Source organism: Pseudomonas sp. B14-6 (genome assembly GCF_013260315.1).
Taxonomy (GTDB): Bacteria; Pseudomonadota; Gammaproteobacteria; order Pseudomonadales; family Pseudomonadaceae; genus Aquipseudomonas; species Aquipseudomonas mandelii.
In genome coordinates this window covers 5,066,477-5,083,476 of the sequence record NZ_CP053929.1, presented here as the reverse complement: position 1 = coordinate 5,083,476, position 17,000 = coordinate 5,066,477, and the positions used below count along the sequence as shown (strand labels likewise).

General features: G+C 60.7%; 11 protein-coding genes and 1 pseudogene. 3 read left to right on the top strand and 9 right to left on the bottom strand.

The features are described 5' to 3' along the window. Positions 1-88 precede the first annotated feature (88 nt). From HP062_RS23200 to HP062_RS31200, 9 genes and pseudogenes are all read right to left on the bottom strand, one after another. Entirely contained in the window at positions 89-1,540 is a 1,452-nt protein-coding gene (locus HP062_RS23200) for a lipopolysaccharide kinase InaA family protein (protein WP_154502778.1), read from the bottom strand. Beyond that, entirely contained in the window at positions 1,540-2,292 is a 753-nt protein-coding gene (locus tag HP062_RS23195; RefSeq protein ID WP_077747651.1) for a lipopolysaccharide kinase InaA family protein, read from the bottom strand. Before HP062_RS23195 ends, HP062_RS23200 begins: the two co-directional genes overlap by 1 nt. After that, a complete protein-coding gene (locus HP062_RS23190; protein ID WP_010464295.1) occupies positions 2,289-3,023 on the bottom strand; it encodes a lipopolysaccharide kinase InaA family protein in 735 nt (244 codons plus the stop codon). The genes HP062_RS23195 and HP062_RS23190 overlap by 4 nt, the downstream gene beginning before the upstream one ends. After that, positions 3,023-3,829 (bottom strand): lipopolysaccharide core heptose(I) kinase RfaP, encoded by an 807-nt coding sequence (rfaP, locus tag HP062_RS23185; protein WP_145310704.1) that lies wholly within the window; start codon positions 3,827-3,829, stop codon positions 3,023-3,025. Before rfaP ends, HP062_RS23190 begins: the two co-directional genes overlap by 1 nt. Further along, entirely contained in the window at positions 3,829-4,950 is a 1,122-nt protein-coding gene (locus tag HP062_RS23180; protein WP_172792081.1) for a glycosyltransferase family 4 protein, read from the bottom strand. The genes rfaP and HP062_RS23180 overlap by 1 nt, the downstream gene beginning before the upstream one ends. After that, positions 4,950-6,011, bottom strand: coding sequence for a lipopolysaccharide heptosyltransferase I (gene waaC, locus HP062_RS23175; RefSeq protein WP_172792080.1), 1,062 nt, complete (start codon positions 6,009-6,011; stop codon positions 4,950-4,952). The genes HP062_RS23180 and waaC overlap by 1 nt, the downstream gene beginning before the upstream one ends. Position 6,012: 1 nt before the next feature. Further along, positions 6,013-7,047, bottom strand: coding sequence for a lipopolysaccharide heptosyltransferase II (waaF, locus tag HP062_RS23170; protein WP_010464302.1), 1,035 nt, complete (start codon positions 7,045-7,047; stop codon positions 6,013-6,015). Between the two features lie 307 nt (positions 7,048-7,354). Next, a pseudogene (glnE, locus tag HP062_RS23165) lies at positions 7,355-10,293 on the bottom strand (bifunctional [glutamate--ammonia ligase]-adenylyl-L-tyrosine phosphorylase/[glutamate--ammonia-ligase] adenylyltransferase). Continuing rightward, the gene (locus tag HP062_RS31200) at positions 10,290-10,415 is read right to left on the bottom strand and encodes a hypothetical protein (protein WP_256665904.1); all 126 of its coding nucleotides are present in this window, start codon (positions 10,413-10,415) and stop codon (positions 10,290-10,292) included. Before HP062_RS31200 ends, glnE begins: the two are co-directional and overlap by 4 nt. Before the next feature lie 262 nt (positions 10,416-10,677). Here HP062_RS31200 and aceE point away from each other — a divergent pair, with 262 nt between their 5' ends. The 3 genes from aceE (at position 10,678) to HP062_RS23150 (ending at position 16,964) form a co-directional block, all read left to right on the top strand. After that, complete coding sequence (gene aceE / locus HP062_RS23160; RefSeq protein ID WP_010464306.1) at positions 10,678-13,323, top strand: pyruvate dehydrogenase (acetyl-transferring), homodimeric type; 2,646 nt, start codon at positions 10,678-10,680, stop codon at positions 13,321-13,323. Positions 13,324-13,334: 11 nt separating this feature from the next. Beyond that, a complete protein-coding gene (aceF, locus tag HP062_RS23155; RefSeq protein WP_102593648.1) occupies positions 13,335-15,299 on the top strand; it encodes a dihydrolipoyllysine-residue acetyltransferase in 1,965 nt (654 codons plus the stop codon). Positions 15,300-15,569: 270 nt separating this feature from the next. Then, positions 15,570-16,964, top strand: coding sequence for an alkaline phosphatase D family protein (locus tag HP062_RS23150; protein ID WP_083375202.1), 1,395 nt, complete (start codon positions 15,570-15,572; stop codon positions 16,962-16,964). The last annotated feature ends 36 nt before the right edge of the window (positions 16,965-17,000 follow it).

Sequence of the window (17,000 nt, the reverse complement as noted above, 5' to 3'; positions counted from 1 at the left end):
CCTACATTTGATCTGCGGTGAACACAGAGCCCCTGTGGGAGCGAGCCGGCTCCGGGCGGCGTTCCGACGATAGGGTCGAAGACCCGATTCAGGCCGCGCCAGAGATGTCTTTGGGCAGACGCTGGTCAATGACCTGATACAGCGCACTGCTCTCGGGCCAGTTACGCATGAACCGCGCCCGGTCCCGCGCATACGCCGGGGCAAAGCTCCCTACAGAGCCATGCTGACACATCGAATCCAGATCGATCAGCGCCCAGCGATCCTGCTGCCAGAACAGGTTATGCCCCTTGAAATCCCCATGACTGATGCGCTCGCGGATCAGCTCGGCAAACAAATGATCCAGCGCCACCAATTCAGCCTCGGGCGCATCACCCTTTTCAACGTACGGCGCAAAGCGCTCGATGATGTCCGGCCCCGGCAGATACTCAGTGATCAAGTACGCCCGGCTGCGCAGCCAGAGAAAACGCTTCTCCAGCAACGCCAGCGGTTTGGGCGTGGCGATGCCGAGGAACGCGAGGCGATTGCCTTCGCGCCACGAGTGCCAGGCACGGCTCGGACGCCAGAAGCGTTTGAGCCAGTGGGCAAAGCCTTTGATGTTGTAGCGCTTGATCACCAGCGTCCGACCACCAACCTCGACTTTTCCTACACTCGCTGCACCGCCAGTCTTGTACAGATGGCCCTGATCGAGCAAGGCATCGGCCTGTTCCAGCACCGGCAGCATCGCCGCCTCTTCTTCACGACGAATAGCCCGCAAGCCAAAAGGCCCGCGCTGGACGCTGAACAACGAACACTCGCGCCCCACCTTGATCAGGTAGTCCTTCAAGCGCCAGCTGCGAACCTTGTCGATCTGCTTCTGCAACGCTTCCATCGGCAAGGCGTGTTCGCCGTTACTCAGCAGGTAATACACCAGCAATTCTTCGGTGAACGGTTCCAAAGACTTGGGCAACTGGGCGAAAAATACGCCGAGGTTTTCCAGGACTTTCTGCCGTGACAGCGGCTGGCCCGGGGTTTCAGCACAGACTCCGCCGCCATCGATCAGGTACAGCCGACCTCGCTGACGCAGGAGATTGTCCAGATGAAGGTCTTCCTGCCAGAGCCCCTTGCGATGCATTTGGCCGATAGCGCCTAACGCCTCGGCCAACACGGCCCCTTGCATATCAGCCAGCACCGGCAAGTGTTCGACTTTTTTCCAGGTCTCCCCCAGGCTCTCGGCGCCTTCGAGGAAATCGAACAGTAGCCAGCCGCCCTCGCCCTCTTTCAGGCCGTCCACCAGCAACTGCGGAGTGGTCAGCCCTTGATCGGCGAGCAAACGCACGCCGTCCAGTTCACGCTGAAAATGCCGCGCCGCCTTGCCGCCGACCAACAACTTGGCCAGCACCGGCCGGCCGCGCCACACGCCGGCGCCGACATAACGCTGCCCCGGCAATACGCGCAACAAGCTCAGCAACTGCAACTCGGCGGGACCGGCAGCATCGGCCAGTGAAATGCTCATCGGCAGGCTCGGGCTGCGGCCCGCGCCTTTCAATTCGGACAAACGCATCAGCGCGCCTCCTTGTGACTGCGTCGCGCGGTGAGGCGCGAAACCCAACTGTCCACCAGCGAACTGTCCCGTGGCTGATCCACATAAACCGCCAGCAATTCGCGCAACTGCGCTTCGGTCCACTCCGGCGCGCGGCGCAGCAACGGTTCCAGGTCCTTGACCCGGTCACGCTGGCCGAACAGCAACGGCCGGGTTTTTTCCAGGTCGATCAACTGCGCCTGATAACCCTCACCCGTGGCCTGGAGGAAAATGTGCTTGGGGTAGAAACAGCCGTGAAGCTGGCGCACGCCGTGCAGGCGCCGCGCCAGCTCGCCACAGGCTTTCATGATGGCCGTGTGTTGCGCTTCGCTCAGGTCCGACCAGCGCTGTAACAGCGAATCCAGGTCATCCCAACCGTCCAACGCACGGGTCAGCAGAACCGCCCGCACTTCCCCATCGACTTTGCGCTCACCAAAAAACGCCGCTTTCAGCGCCGGAATACCCAGCTTCTGATAACGACTGATGTTGCGAAACTCGCGGGCAAAACTCGGTTCGCCGAACGGCGCATGGAAGGTGCGCGTCAGGTAGTTGCTCTGGCGCTTGAGGTAGTAGCCATGACCTTCCAGATCCAGCCGAAACACGCTACTCCAGCCGCCACTGACGGTGTTGGGCTCATCCACCGCCTCGAGTTGCTTGTCCCAGAGTGCATCGAACGTGCCGAGGCCATGGCGCTCAAGCAGCGCACGGTCTTCAGCGGCCAGGAAATCAGTCATTCGCGCCCCTCGAAAAATCTCACCACGTGCCGGATGCGTTTTTTGTCGTCGGCATTCAGCCGGTCACGCTGGCGGTATTGCAGGTAAAAGCGCAGGCGCTGGGTGGCCGACAGGTGATATTTCGCCACCTTGTCGAGGCAGGCCAGGTCTTTGGTGATCCGGTATTTGAGCCAGAAGCCGCGCCAGAAATCGCCGTTGGGGCAATCGATCAGGAACAGCTTGGCCTCATCGTCGATCAGCAGATTACGCCACTTCAAATCGTTATGGGTGAAACGGTTGTCGTGCATGGTCCGGGTGTAACCGGCCAACTGACGGCTGACGGAATCGACCCAGGCGCGGTCCGCCAGCTTGGGATCGTGGCGGTCGGCGAGGGCCGACAAGTCTTCGGTGTTGGGCAGTTCGCGGGTGATCATCGCGCCACGAGCATACGCCGCGCCTCGCCGCTCCAGCCCCCAGGCAACCACTTCAGCGGTCGGAATGCCCCACTTGGCGAAGCGCTTGAGGTTCTGCCATTCGGCCTTGACCCGGGGTTTGCCCAGGTAGCGGCGCAGGCCTTTGCCGGCACCCACGTAGCGCTTGACGTAATAATTGACGCCGTTGCGATTGACGCGGATGACCTCGGACAACGGGTCGCGGGTCAGGCGTTCACCCTGAAGCGCAAACACTGCTTCCAGGCTGCCAAAATCTTCCGTCAGATCGCTGTAAGCAGGTTCCAGCTTCCAACCGGGCATCAGAGCGCATCCCCGTATCGCTGTTTACGGTCGTAAAGTTTGTTGGCTTTGCCTTCAAGCCAGGCGAGCAGCGACGCTTCTTCAGCCAGAATCTGGCGCAATGGCTGCTGGAAGTAGCCTTTGAGGAATCGCAGTTTGTCGCGCTGGGTCAGGCCGATGTCCAGGGCCGAAAAGTACAACGCCGCCAGATCCTTGTTGCGCCAGCGCTGGGTAATGGCCGGCCGGGTCTGGGCGCGGTGCAGGTCGATCACCGAGAGCTTGAAGTCATCAGCCGTCACCGGTTTATCGGTGTGCAGCAGGAAGTGGCAGATGTAGCAGTCGCGGTGGTTGACCCCGGCGCGGTGCATCATGCCGGTCATGCGCGCGACTTCGGCGATCAGCGCGCGCTTGAGTCTGGGCTCGGGCGGGTTCTTGATCCAGTCGATGCTGAAGTCTTCGAGGCTAACGGTGGGCGCCAGCTCTTCGGTGACGATAAACGAGTGTTGATCCGCCGGGTTGCTGCCCTTTTCGCCATAAGCGACGGCGGTCATGGTCGGCACGCCGACTTCTTTGAGGCGCTGAATGGCCTTCCACTCCTGACCCGCGCCGAGTACCGGCAGCTTGGCCGTCAGCAGGTTCTTGAAGATCTCGCCCCAGCCGATGCCACGGTGGATCTTCACGAAAAAGCCATTGCCGTTCACTTCAGTGCGCAAGGTCCGGCGCGCTTCCAGTTCACGGTAAACCTCGCCCTGCAAGCCTTCCACTTCGGTGAACGCATCGCGTCCGGCCCAAAGGCTCTTGAACGGTTCAGCCAGCATCAACTTCATTAAGCGTGCTCCGCCAGAATCACATCGGCCGCGTGCTGCGGCATGCTGTAGAGGTCGGCCGTCTCAGCGAAGGCCAGACCGTTGCGGCTCCAGGCCGCCCGTGCTTGAGCGTCGTTCAACATGCCGGTCAGGTACTGCGTCAGTTGCGCCTGATCGAACGGTTCGTCCAACACCAGGCCGGCGTCGGCCTCGGCGATGTAATGGGCGTAACCACAGACCGCGCTCACCAATACCGGCAACCCGGCCACCAGGGCTTCGAGCAACACAGTCCCGGTGTTTTCGTTATACGCCGGATGAATCAGCAGGTCGGCACCCAGCAGGAAACGTGGGATATCGCTGCGCCCCTTGAGGAACGTCACGTTGTCGCCGAGCCCCAAAGTGGCGCTCTGCATCTGGAATAATTTGGGGTCATCCTGGCCAATTACAAACAGCCGGGTGCGTTTCTTCAGATCAGCGGGCAACGCGGCCAGCGCCTTGAGGCTGCGATCCACCCCCTTGGTCTTGAACCCGGAGCCGATCTGCACCAGCAGCAGCTCATCGTCCTTGAGGTTGAATTCGCGACGGAAATCGGCTCGGATTTCGGCGGCATTGGCGGGTGCGCGCCGGTCCTGGGAGATCCCCGGCGGCAGCAAATGGAAGCGTTCCAGCGGTGTGTCGTAATACTTGATGAACAGCGGCTGCTGGACTTCGGAAATCATCAGCACTTCCGTCTTGGCGTCCTTGGCGAACACCGCGCGCTCGTACTCGGCGAAGTGCCGGTAGCGGCCCCAACGACGGTACAGCGAGTTGCGCAGGTTCTGCGCCTTGTCTTCAAAGCAACCATCGGCGGCGTAGTAAACGTCCAGGCCCGGCATCTTGTTGAAGCCGATCAGACGGTCCACAGGACGCTTGGCCAGGTCCGCTTCCATCCACTCGCTGAGCTTTTCATTACGGCGATGATTGAAGAACGCCTTGACCGGCGCCACCAGCACTTCGAAACCCGGCGGGACATCGCCTTCCCAGATCAGCGTGTAGACGCGAATCTGATGGCCGCGCTGTTGGCACTCCAGGGCGATGCGCATGAAATCGCGCTGCAACCCCCCGAACGGAAAGTACTTGTACAAGACGAATGCCAATTGCATCAGCGCAGCTCCTCAGCCAGTAACAACGTGCTCAGTCGGGTCGCGACACGCTCGGGATTCAGACGCGTGAAGCACAGGGGCCACTCGCGTTTCAGGTCGAACTGACGGGCATCTTCGGCCGTCGGTTGATACGTACATTTCTTTTGCAGGCACGGCGCGCAGGGGAAATCGCTGGCGATGTGAATCTGCGCCTTGCCGTAGGCACCGGTCAGGCCCGGGTTGGTCGGACCGAACAGCGACAGGGTCGGTACGTCGAGCGCGGCGGCCAGATGACCGAGGCCGGTGTCCACGGCCACGCAGGCTTGAGCACCAGCCAACACTTTGCCGACACCGGCCAGGTTCAGTTTGGGCAGCACTTCGACATGCCGGAACCCGGTGGCGATGCGTTCGGCCCGGGCCTTCTCGACCGGATTGCCCCACGGCAGCTTCACGGCAACACCGAGATAGCCAACGCGCTCGGCCAGTTCGCGCCAATAGGCTTCCGGCCAGTGCTTGGTGTCCCACGTGGTGCCGTGCAGGAACAGCACATAGGGGTTCTTGCGCGGCAGTTCCACCAGGCGCTCGACGTTCAAGCCGTAATCGCCCAGGCCTTTGGGCAGGTCGTAGCCCAAGGCCAGAGCGAACAATTGACGCACCCGTTCTACCGCGTGTTGTCCACGGCCCACGGCCAGGCGACGGGAATAGAAACGTGCGGCGATGGGCTCGCGCGCCGAGTCCTTGTCGAGCCCGGCGACCGGCGCTTTGACATAGCGCGTCAACCAGGCGCTTTTGAGCAGGCCCTGGGCATCAATCACCAGATCGTATCGGGTGGCGCGAACGCTTTGTTTGAAGCGCTTCCACTCGCCACTCTTGAGGGTTTGCCAGAGGTTTTTGCGCCAGCGACGGATCGCCACCGGGATCACCTTGCCCACGGCCGGGTGCCAGGTCGGGATCTCGGCGAAGCCTTCTTCCACCACCCAGTCGAACGTGATGCCGGGGATCGCCCGCGCCGCGTCGGTCAACGCGGGCAACGCGTGAATCACGTCGCCCAGCGAAGATGTCTTGATCAACAGAACGCGCAAGCTATTTGACCTCGACCACAGTGCCCTGCAACCGCTGCAAGGCTTCGTTCACCGCTTGCGGCATGAGCTGGCGCAGGCAGTTGTAATGACCGAAGCGGCAGGTGCGATCGAAGCACGGGCTGCATTCGAGGCCCAGGCGCACAATCTCGACGTGCTCGGCCAAGGGTGGCGTGAAGCCCGGCGATGTCGAACCGTAGACGGCCACCAGCGGGCGGTTGAGCGCAGCGGCGACGTGCATCAGGCCGGAGTCGTTGGACACCACCGAATCGGCGCAGGACATCAGGTCGATAGCTTCGGCCAGGGAGGTCCCGCCGCTGAGGTTGACCGACTCTTCGCGCAGGCCGGGAATCAGCCGCGCGCGGATGTCCTCGCCGACCGCGTGATCGTTTTTCGAACCGAAAAGCCAGACTTGCCAGCCTTCACGGATCTTCGCTTCGGCGACCTTGGCGTAGTGCTCGGACGGCCAGCGCTTGGATTCGCCGAACTCTGCACCTGGGCACAGGGCCAACACCGGGCGGTCGAGGGTCAGGCCGAACTTGGCCAGCGCCGCCTCGCGGGTGACCGGGTCGATCTGCAGGCTTGGCCGTGGATACGGTGTCGGCAGTTCGGCACCGCGCTCAAATGCCAGCGCCATGAAGCGCTCGATCATCAGCGGATAACGTTCTTTATCCAGCGTGCGCACGTCATTAAGCAGGCCGTAGCGGAACTCGCCGCGCCAGCCGGTGCGTTTCGGGATGCCGGCGAAGAACGGCACCAGCGCCGACTTCAAGGAGTTTGGCAGCAGGATCGCCTGATCGTACTGGCCGGCCAGGGATTTGCCGATGCGCCGACGCGTCGCCAGCTCCAAGGCGCCATGGCCGAGCGGAAAGCTCAAGGCTTGACGGACTTCGGGCATGCGCTCCAGGATCGGCCGGCTCCATTCGGGGGCCAGGACGTCGATTTCGCATTGCGGGTGGCGTTGCTTGAGACACTGAAACAGTGTCTGCGCCATCACCATGTCACCGACCCAACTGGGCCCAACGATCAGAATTTTCATGTGGTTTCCATAAACGAACCGGGGAGGCATACGCCTCCCCGCCTCGAGAATCACTGCGGGAGCCTGTCGGCTTGCGATGGGTCATCACCTTCAACATTGCTGTCGACTGTCACTCCGCTATCGCGAGCAGGCTCGCTCCCACATTGGGATTTGGTGTGCATCGTTCTGCGATACAAAGCAGATCTACTGTGGGAGCGAGCCTGCTCGCGAAGGGGCCGTCACATCCAGCATCGATGGCGACTGACACCCCGCCTTCGCGAGCAGGCTCGCTCCCACATTTGAATCTTGTTGCTTCAACTCGCGCGTTTCAGCTTAACCCTAGTTCACGCCAGATCCGCAATACCTGCCGACGCTCATCGACAAACTGGTCACCCGGTATCACCCCGGGGTCCTTCTGCAAGGCCTGCCGGTGGGCGGCGGAACGGTAGGCCTTGTAGGCCTCGCGTAGCAGGCTGGCGTCTTCGGCAGGCATCAGCCCTTCGTGTTCCAGCTCTTCCAGAATGCGGATGTTATCCGTCCAGCGCAGCAATGGCGGGTGTGTTTCGGACCACGCCAGGGCCGCGTATTGCACCATAAATTCAATATCGACGATACCTCCGGCGTCCTGCTTGAGATCGAATGGCGCCGTGGCCTCGAAGGCATTTGCCGCCGTGCCGGCTGCGGTGCTCTTGCTACCGAGGTTATCGCGCATCTTGGCGCGCATCTCGCTCACCTCCTGACGCAAGGTCGCCAGGTCCCGGTGCTTACCCAATATCGCCGCGCGCACCTTCTCGAATGCCTGGCCGACATCCTGGCTGCCCACCAACACCCGGGCCCGCACCAGTGCCTGATGTTCCCAGGTCCAGGCTTCGTTTTCCTGGTAGCGGGCAAACGCCCCGACCGAACTCACCAGCAACCCCGAGGCGCCGGACGGCCGCAGGCGCATATCGACTTCATACAGCTGGCCGGAGTTGGTCTGGGTCGTAATCAAATGAATGATCCGCTGCCCCAACCGGGTGAAAAACTGCGCGCCGTCGATAGGTTTCGCTCCGTCGGTTTCCGCCTGCGGATCACCGTCATGGATGAACACCAGGTCAAGGTCCGAACCATGCCCCAATTCCAGTCCGCCGACTTTCCCATAACCGACAATAATGAAGCCCGGATCGCACAACGTGCCGTCGGTGCGCAGTGGCGTGCCATATTTGGCCACGGTCTGACGCCAGGCCAGGGCGAGTACTTGTGCGAGAATCGCTTCAGCCAGCCAGGTCAGGTAATCGCTGACTTTCATCAACGGCAGGCTGCCGGCGATTTCCGAAGCGGCGACCCGCAAGCGGTGCGCCAGTTTGAAATGGCGCAGGGCTTCCATTTGCTGTTCGAGGTCGTCTTCGGGAATCCGCGTCAGGCGCTCGCGCAACTCGGCGGCCAGTTCCGGCGCCAGGGGGGCTTGAACAATCGACCTTCATTGAGCAATTCGTCGAGCAGCAGCGGGAAGCGGGTGATCTGCTCGGCGATCCATGGGCTTGCCGCGCACAAGGTCAGCAAACGTCGCAGCGCGCCGGGGTTCTCGGTCAGCAGCACCAGATACGCCGAGCGACGGGCCACCGCTTCAACCAACGGCAGCACACGCTCAAGTACCAGATCCGGATTGGCATGCTCGACCGCCTGAGCCAGCAAACGCGGAATAAATGCATCGAGGCGTTCGCGCCCCAAACGCTGCATCGCGCGCAACTGCGGGCTGCTGCGCAAACCGGCCAACGCTTTCAGTGCCTTGGTGGCATCGGCAAAACCGCCCTCTTCCAACTGACGGCAGGCGGCTTCTTCATCCTGGGCCTCTTCCCACAGCGGCAGCCATTCACCGCCGACCACCACTTCGCTTTCGGTGCCTTCCTCTTCATCGGGATCGGCGATCACTTGTCCAAAGTGCCAGGCCACGCGGCCTCGCCAATACATAAGCTGCGCATGGAAAGCCTCCCAGTCAGCGAAGCCCAACATAAAGGCAATGCGCGCCTGATCCTGCGCACCGTCCGACAGCATCTGGGTCTGGCGGTCGGCAATCGCCTGGATCGCGTGCTCGGTGTACCGCAGGAATTCATAGCCTTCGCGCAGCTCGCTGATCACCGCCGGCGGCAGGTAGCCCTGACCTTCCAGGGTGCTCAGTACTTTTAATAGAGGGCGTTGCTGCAGGCTCAGGTCGCGACCGCCGTGGATCAGCTGGAACGCCTGGGCGATAAACTCCACTTCGCGGATGCCGCCCGAGCCGAGCTTGATGTTGTCGGCCATGCCTTTGCGCCGCACTTCCTGCTGGATCAGCTGCTTCATGGTGCGCAGCGCTTCGATCGCCGAGAAGTCGAGGTAACGCCGGTAAACGAACGGGCGCAGCATCTCTTGCAGTTGCGCGCCGGCCACTTGATCGCCAGCCACCACCCGCGACTTGATCATCGCGTAGCGTTCCCAGTCGCGGCCCTGGTCCTGGTAATACTGCTCCAGCGCGTTGAAGCTCAACACCAGGGCACCGGCCGAGCCGTAAGGCCGCAGACGCATGTCGACCCGGAATACAAAACCGTCGACGGTCATCGGGTCCAGCGCCTTGATCAGGCGCTGGCCGAGACGAATGAAGAATTCCTGGTTATCCAGCGAGCGTTTCACGCCGACGGTTTCGCCGCCCTCGGGGTAGGCGAAGATCAGGTCGATGTCCGATGACAGGTTGAGCTCCACTGCACCGAGCTTGCCCATGCCTAGGATGACCATCTGCTGCGGCTCGCCGCTGCGCCGGCCGGTGGGCACGCCGAACTGCTGGCAATGCCGCGAGTACAACCACTGATAGGCCTGATCGATGCTCGCATCGGCCATGTCCGAGAGGTCGCGGCAGGTCTGGACCAGATCAGCCTGACGAGTCAGGTCGCGCCAGATGATCCGCACTTGCTGACGCGTGCGCTGACGGCGCAAGGCGCGACCAAGCTCGTCATCGGTTTCGGCCGCATTCACCGCTGCCGCGATCTGCCCGCATAACTCGCCGGGTGCGAAGCTGCGGTCCAGTTCGCCGGACTGCACCAGCGCCAGCAACATCAAGGGGTCACGCACACTCTGTTCGGTCACGAAATCGCTGGCGGCGGTGACGCGGGCGAATTGCGCCCAGCGCTCAGCTGTCCAGGCAGACAGGCCATGGTCGTCTTCCAACTCGGCAACGGCGGTACGGAACGACTGCTCGGCGCGGGTGACAAACGGCAGGAGAATGCCGGGCAGTTCGGCAAGCGGAGGGAGGCTCATGGTCTATCCTTGATCGGCGTGTAGAGGGCGGCATGTAGTGATTTTTCAAAACGCACTACGTGATCGACTGTCGAACAAAGGTTAGAAATAGCTGAAATTTCTTTTTTTTTGGCAGGCAGCATCAAGCTTTCACCTTTTTCGGTTGGCAAAAGACCAACCTTAACGATTATTCTCACAACGCAGCCGGAGGCCACAAGCCGCTCATCTGTAGTTTTACTACTCGTATATACATCCAGATAGCTGAAATGCCCGATGATTTGTAGTAAAACTACACGCCGCCGGAACCTACCACTCGGCAATCCAAGAATTTATATCGTCTGCCCACAAGGCCAGTCGCAAACTCAGGCAACCGATTCTGGAAGCCTTTCCGCCCTGGAGCAAGCCATGCAAGACCTCGATCCCGTCGAAACCCAGGAATGGCTGGACGCCCTGGAATCGGTTCTCGACAAAGAAGGCGAAGACCGCGCTCACTATCTGATGACCCGTATGGGCGAACTCGCAACCCGCAGCGGTTCGCAGTTGCCTTACGCCATCACCACGCCATACCGCAACACCATTCCCGTTACCCACGAAGCACGCATGCCTGGCGACCTGTTCATGGAACGCCGCATTCGCTCGCTGGTACGCTGGAACGCGATGGCCATGGTGATGCGCACGAACCTGAAAGATTCGGACCTGGGCGGTCACATCTCCAGCTTCGCCTCCAGCGCCACCCTGTATGACATCGGCTTCAACTATTTCTTCCAGGCCCCGACCGATGAACACGGCGGCGACCTGATCTACTTCCAGGGCCACACCTCGCCAGGCGTTTACGCCCGTGCGTTCATGGAAGGCCGCATCACCGAAGACCAGATGAACAACTTCCGCCAGGAAGTCGATGGTCAAGGCCTGTCTTCCTATCCGCACCCTTGGCTGATGCCTGATTTCTGGCAGTTCCCGACCGTATCCATGGGTCTGGGCCCGATCCAGGCGATCTACCAGGCACGTTTCATGAAGTACCTGGAAGCCCGTGGCTTCATCCCAGAAGGCAAGCAGAAAGTCTGGTGCTTCCTGGGCGACGGCGAGTGCGACGAGCCAGAATCCCTGGGCGCGATCTCGCTGGCTGGCCGCGAGAAGCTCGACAACCTGATCTTCGTCATCAACTGCAACCTGCAGCGCCTCGACGGCCCGGTTCGCGGCAACGGCAAGATCATCCAGGAACTCGAAGGCGTGTTCCGCGGTGCTCAGTGGAACGTGACCAAAGTCATCTGGGGCCGTTTCTGGGACCCACTGCTGGCCAAAGACGTCGACGGTATCCTGCAACGTCGCATGGACGAAGTCATCGACGGCGAGTACCAGAACTACAAAGCCAAAGACGGCGCGTTCGTGCGTGAACACTTCTTCAACTCGCCAGAACTCAAGGCGATGGTTGCTGATCTGTCCGACGACGAGATCTGGAAACTCAACCGTGGCGGCCACGACCCGTACAAGGTCTACGCGGCGTACCACGAAGCGGTCAACCACAAAGAACAACCGACCGTCATCCTCGCCAAGACCATCAAGGGTTATGGCACCGGTGCCGGCGAAGCGAAAAACACCGCGCACAACACCAAGAAGGTTGATGTTGAAAGCCTGAAGCTGTTCCGCGATCGTTTCGACATTCCGGTTCGCGACGAAGAGCTGGAAAACCTGCCGTTCTTCAAGCCAGAGCCAAACAGCGCCGAAGCCCGCTACCTGAGCGAGCGCCGCACTGCATTGGGCGGTTTCGTGCCTCAGCGCCGCGCGCAAAGCTTCAGCGTGCCGACGCCGTCACTCGATACCCTCAAGGCGATTCTTGATGGCTCGGGCGACCGTGAAATCTCCACCACCATGGCCTTCGTGCGGATCCTCGCGCAGCTGGTCAAGGACAAGGAAATCGGCCCGCGCATCGTCCCGATCATCCCGGACGAAGCCCGTACCTTCGGTATGGAAGGCATGTTCCGTCAGTTGGGCATCTACTCGTCCGTCGGCCAGCTCTACGAGCCAGTCGATAAAGACCAGGTGATGTTCTACAAGGAAGACAAGAAGGGCCAGATCCTCGAAGAAGGCATCAACGAAGCGGGCGCCATGAGCTCCTTCATTGCAGCCGGTACTTCGTACTCCAGCCACAACCAGCCAATGCTGCCGTTCTACATCTTCTATTCGATGTTCGGCTTCCAGCGCATCGGCGACCTGGCTTGGGCTGCAGGCGACAGCCGTACCCGTGGCTTCCTGATCGGCGGCACCGCCGGCCGGACCACGCTGAACGGCGAAGGCCTGCAACACGAAGACGGTCACAGCCACATCCTGGCTGCCACCATCCCGAACTGCCGCACCTTTGATCCAACCTACGGCTACGAGCTGGCGGTGATCATCCAGGACGGCATGAAGAAGATGACCGAAGAGCAGCAGGACGTTTTCTACTACATCACCGTGATGAACGAGTCCTATCAGCAGCCAGCCATGCCGGCCGGTGTCGAGGAAGGCATCATCAAGGGCATGTACCTGCTCGAAGAAGACACCCGCGAAGCGGCGCACCACGTTCAGCTGATGGGCTCCGGCACCATCCTGCGTGAAGTCCGTGAAGCGGCGAAAATTCTGCGTGAAGAGTTCAACGTTGCCGCCGACGTCTGGAGCGTTACCAGCTTCAACGAACTGCGTCGCGATGGCCTGGCCGTCGAGCGCACCAACCGTCTGCACCCGGGCCAGAAGCCTAAACTGAGCTATGTCGAAGAGTGCCTGAACGGCCGTAAAGGTCCGGTCATCGCGTCTACCGACTACATGAAGCTGTTCGCTGAGCAAATTCGTCAGTGGGTCCCGTCCAAGGAATTCAAAGTCCTGGGCACCGACGGTTTCGGCCGCAGTGACAGCCGCAAGAAGCTGCGTCACTTCTTCGAAGTCGACCGTCATTTCGTGGTGTTGGCAGCCCTGGAAGCCTTGGCTGACCGTGGTGACATCGAACCTAAAGTGGTGGCCGAGGCCATCGCCAAGTTCGGGATCAACCCGGAAAAACGCAACCCACTGGACTGCTGAGGAGACACTCTGTGAGCGAACTCATTCGCGTACCTGACATCGGCAGCGGTGAAGGTGAAGTAATTGAACTGTTTGTGAAGGTCGGCGACCGTATCGAAGCCGAACAGAGCATCCTGACGCTGGAATCGGACAAGGCGAGCATGGAAGTCCCTGCTCCCAAGGCCGGCATCGTCAAAAGTTTGAAAGTGAAGCTGGGCGATCGCCTGAAAGAAGGCGACGAACTGCTGGAACTGGAAGTCGAAGGTGCCGCTGCTGCGGCCCCTGCGGCTGCCGCTGCGCCGGCTGCAAAAGCTGAAGAGAAACCGGCTGCTGCGCCTGCCGCCGCCGCTGCTCCAGCGCCAGCAGCCGCGCCTGCTGCCGCTTCGGTTCAGCAAGTGCACGTCCCGGATATCGGTTCGGCGGGCAAGGCCCAGATCATCGAGATCCAGGTCAAGGTCGGCGACACCGTCGAGGCTGATCAGTCGCTGATCACCCTGGAATCCGACAAGGCCAGCATGGAAATCCCATCGCCTGCCGCTGGCGTGGTCAAGGCCATCAGCGTCAAGCTCAACGACGAAGTCGGTACGGGTGACCTGATTCTGGATCTGGAAGTGGCGGGTGCTGCGGCCCCTGCTGCTGCCGCGCCAGCCCAGGCTGCTGCGCCTGCTGCCGCTGCTCCGGCGCCAGCCGCTGCAGCCCCGGCCGCACCGGTTGCCGATAGCGTCCAGGACATTCATGTCCCGGACATCGGTTCGTCGGGCAAGGCCAAGATCATCGAAGTACTGGTCAAGGCCGGCGACACCGTCACCGCCGACCAGTCGCTGATCACACTGGAATCCGACAAGGCGAGCATGGAAATTCCATCGCCTGCCGCTGGCGTGGTGGAAAGCGTTTCCATCAAGCTGGATGACGAAGTCGGTACTGGCGACCTGATTCTGAAGCTGAAAGTCAAAGGCGCTGCGCCGGCCGCTGCTCCGGCTCCAGCCGCTGCTGCACCGAGCGCTCCTGCTCCGGCCGCCGCAGCACCTGCTGCTCCGGCACCTGCCGCACCCGCGGCTGCACCGGCCAAGCCGGGCGCCAAGGTTCACGCTGGCCCGGCTGTACGCCAACTGGCCCGTGAATTCGGCGTCGAGCTGAACGCCGTCGGCGCCAGTGGCCCGCACGGTCGCATCCTCAAAGAAGACGTGCAGGTTTACGTCAAAGCGATGATGCAGAAGGCCAAGGAAGCGCCGGCCGCTGCTGCCGGCGCAACCGGCGGCGCGGGCATCCCGCCGATTCCGGTCGTGGACTTCAGCCGCTTCGGTGAAACCGAAGAAGTGCCGATGACTCGCCTGATGCAAATCGGCGCGTCGAGCCTGCACCGCAGCTGGCTGAACATCCCGCACGTGACTCAGTTCGATTCGGCTGATATCACCGACCTGGAAGCGTTCCGCATCGCTCAGAAAGCCGTCGCAGAGAAGGCCGGCGTCAAGCTGACCATCCTGCCGCTGCTGCTCAAGTCGTGCGCGCACCTGCTCAAGGAGCTGCCGGACTTCAACAGTTCGCTGGCGCCAAGCGGCAAGGCGATCATCCGCAAGAAGTATGTGAACATCGGCTTCGCCGTCGACACCCCTGAAGGCCTGCTGGTACCGGTCATCAAGAACGTCGACCAGAAGAGCCTGTTGCAACTGGCAGCCGAAGCCGCTGCGCTGGCCGCCAAAGCCCGCGACAAAAAGCTCACCGCTGACGACATGCAAGGCGCCTGCTTCACCATTTCCAGCCTCGGCCACATTGGCGGCACCGGCTTCACGCCGATCGTCAACGCGCCGGAAGTGGCGATCCTCGGTGTTTCCAAGGCAACCATCCAGCCAGTCTGGGACGGCAAAGCCTTCCAGCCGAAACTGATGCTGCCACTGTCGCTGTCCTACGATCACCGCGTGATCAACGGCGCTGCTGCTGCACGCTTCACCCAGCGTCTGAGCAGCCTGCTGGCGGACATCCGTACCATCCTGCTGTAACACCGGCCGGCCCTCCTTCATCGGAGGGCCTGTCGCGTTCCACGTTTTCCGAGCGCCACGCTCGTACCTCAACCCCGCCAATTTGGCGGGGCTTTTTTTGCCTTGAACAAAGTAATTTCCTACAGCCGTGGCTTACACCGCCCACAACTCATGGCGGCTTTCGCTCGATATTTTTTGCCGTTTAATAACTAGGCTTAGTTCGACAGCATTTTCTTTTAAATACTGAAAACCTCATTTGCTTAGTTAACGTTATTTCGAACGGATTCGAACATGTTTAAACCAACTGTCGGCCCTATTATTGGCCACACTACAACTAACCACGTACGTATTTTTTTGCGGGGAGAACGTCAAGATAACTCGCTGGTATTTGCCGGCATTCGTTATCGGCGCGCGGGGGAAGAGCGTTGGTCGCAAGGTGTCTTTGCCAAACTGTCGATCTTGCGCGATATGTCCGATGTGATTGCACTCAACAACCTCGCCACCGATACCGACTATGAATACCAGGCCGGATGGTTCAGCCCCATGAGCCCGGTGCACACCGTGGAGACCGTTCAGGAACTGCCGCTGCAATGGCCACGGGAGATTTATCGATTTCGCACCCTGTCCAGCAAAGCCAACACACCGCGGGCGTACATCGTCGGCTCATGCCGCTACCTGCGCATGACCGCAGGCATCCCTTCGGCACCTCATCTGGGCGACCGTATTTTTGCCTCGATCACCGAACTTGCGCAGCAGGCCGAGCCGCCCATCAGCGCGATGTTAATGACGGGTGATCAAATTTACGTCGATGATCTGAACGTTATTGCTCCCGACCGGGAATACAAGGAAATACTCAGCAAATATCGCGCGGCGTTTTCCCAACCGAACATCGCCCGATTAATGTCCAACACCTCGACTTATATGATCCTCGACGATCATGAAATAGAAGACAACTGGCCCGCCAACGAAAGCAAGGCCGATGCCTATTTATATAAGAACGCCATGGCAGCCTATGAGATATACCAAGCCAGCCACAGTCCGGCGCATGACTTATTACCCAACGGTCAAGTAAGCCGAAAGTTGGAACAGTATTGGTATCAGTTCGCCGAAGGCGATATTGAATGGTTTGTCACCGACAGCCGAACCCGTCGTAACTTGTCGCCCAATGATCGACGCATCCTCGACGATGAGCAGGAACAGGCGCTGTGCAAATGGCTGATCCACAGCCCGGCCCGGGTCAAGTTCGTGGTCACCAGCGTGATGTTCTACCCCGACCGCAAACTCAACGGCGATGACGCCTGGAAAGCCTTCCCGGAACAACGCCTGCGGTTGCTGGAGACGATTCGCACGCATCGCATCAAGAACGTCATCTTCGTTTCCGGCGATGTCCACGGCTCACTGACCAGCCGCCTGACCCACAGCGAGGATCCGGACTTCGACGTGCACACCATCGTCTCGTCCCCGCTGTGCAACAGCAAATTGCTGCCCTATGCCTCCGAGTCCACCTTCATTCTGAACCAGGCGCTGGCACGTACCGCAGCGGGAGATTATCGACATGAATTGACCAGCAAGGTGGTCAGCGAAGACAACTTTGCTCATCTGGTGGTGGATCGGGAGCAGATTCAGGTCAGTTACCACGACCGGAACGGCCGACGCCTGCAATCGATCAACATCCCGCTGCACTAAGGAAAATGAAGGCCAAATACATTAGTTTTCGGCCCT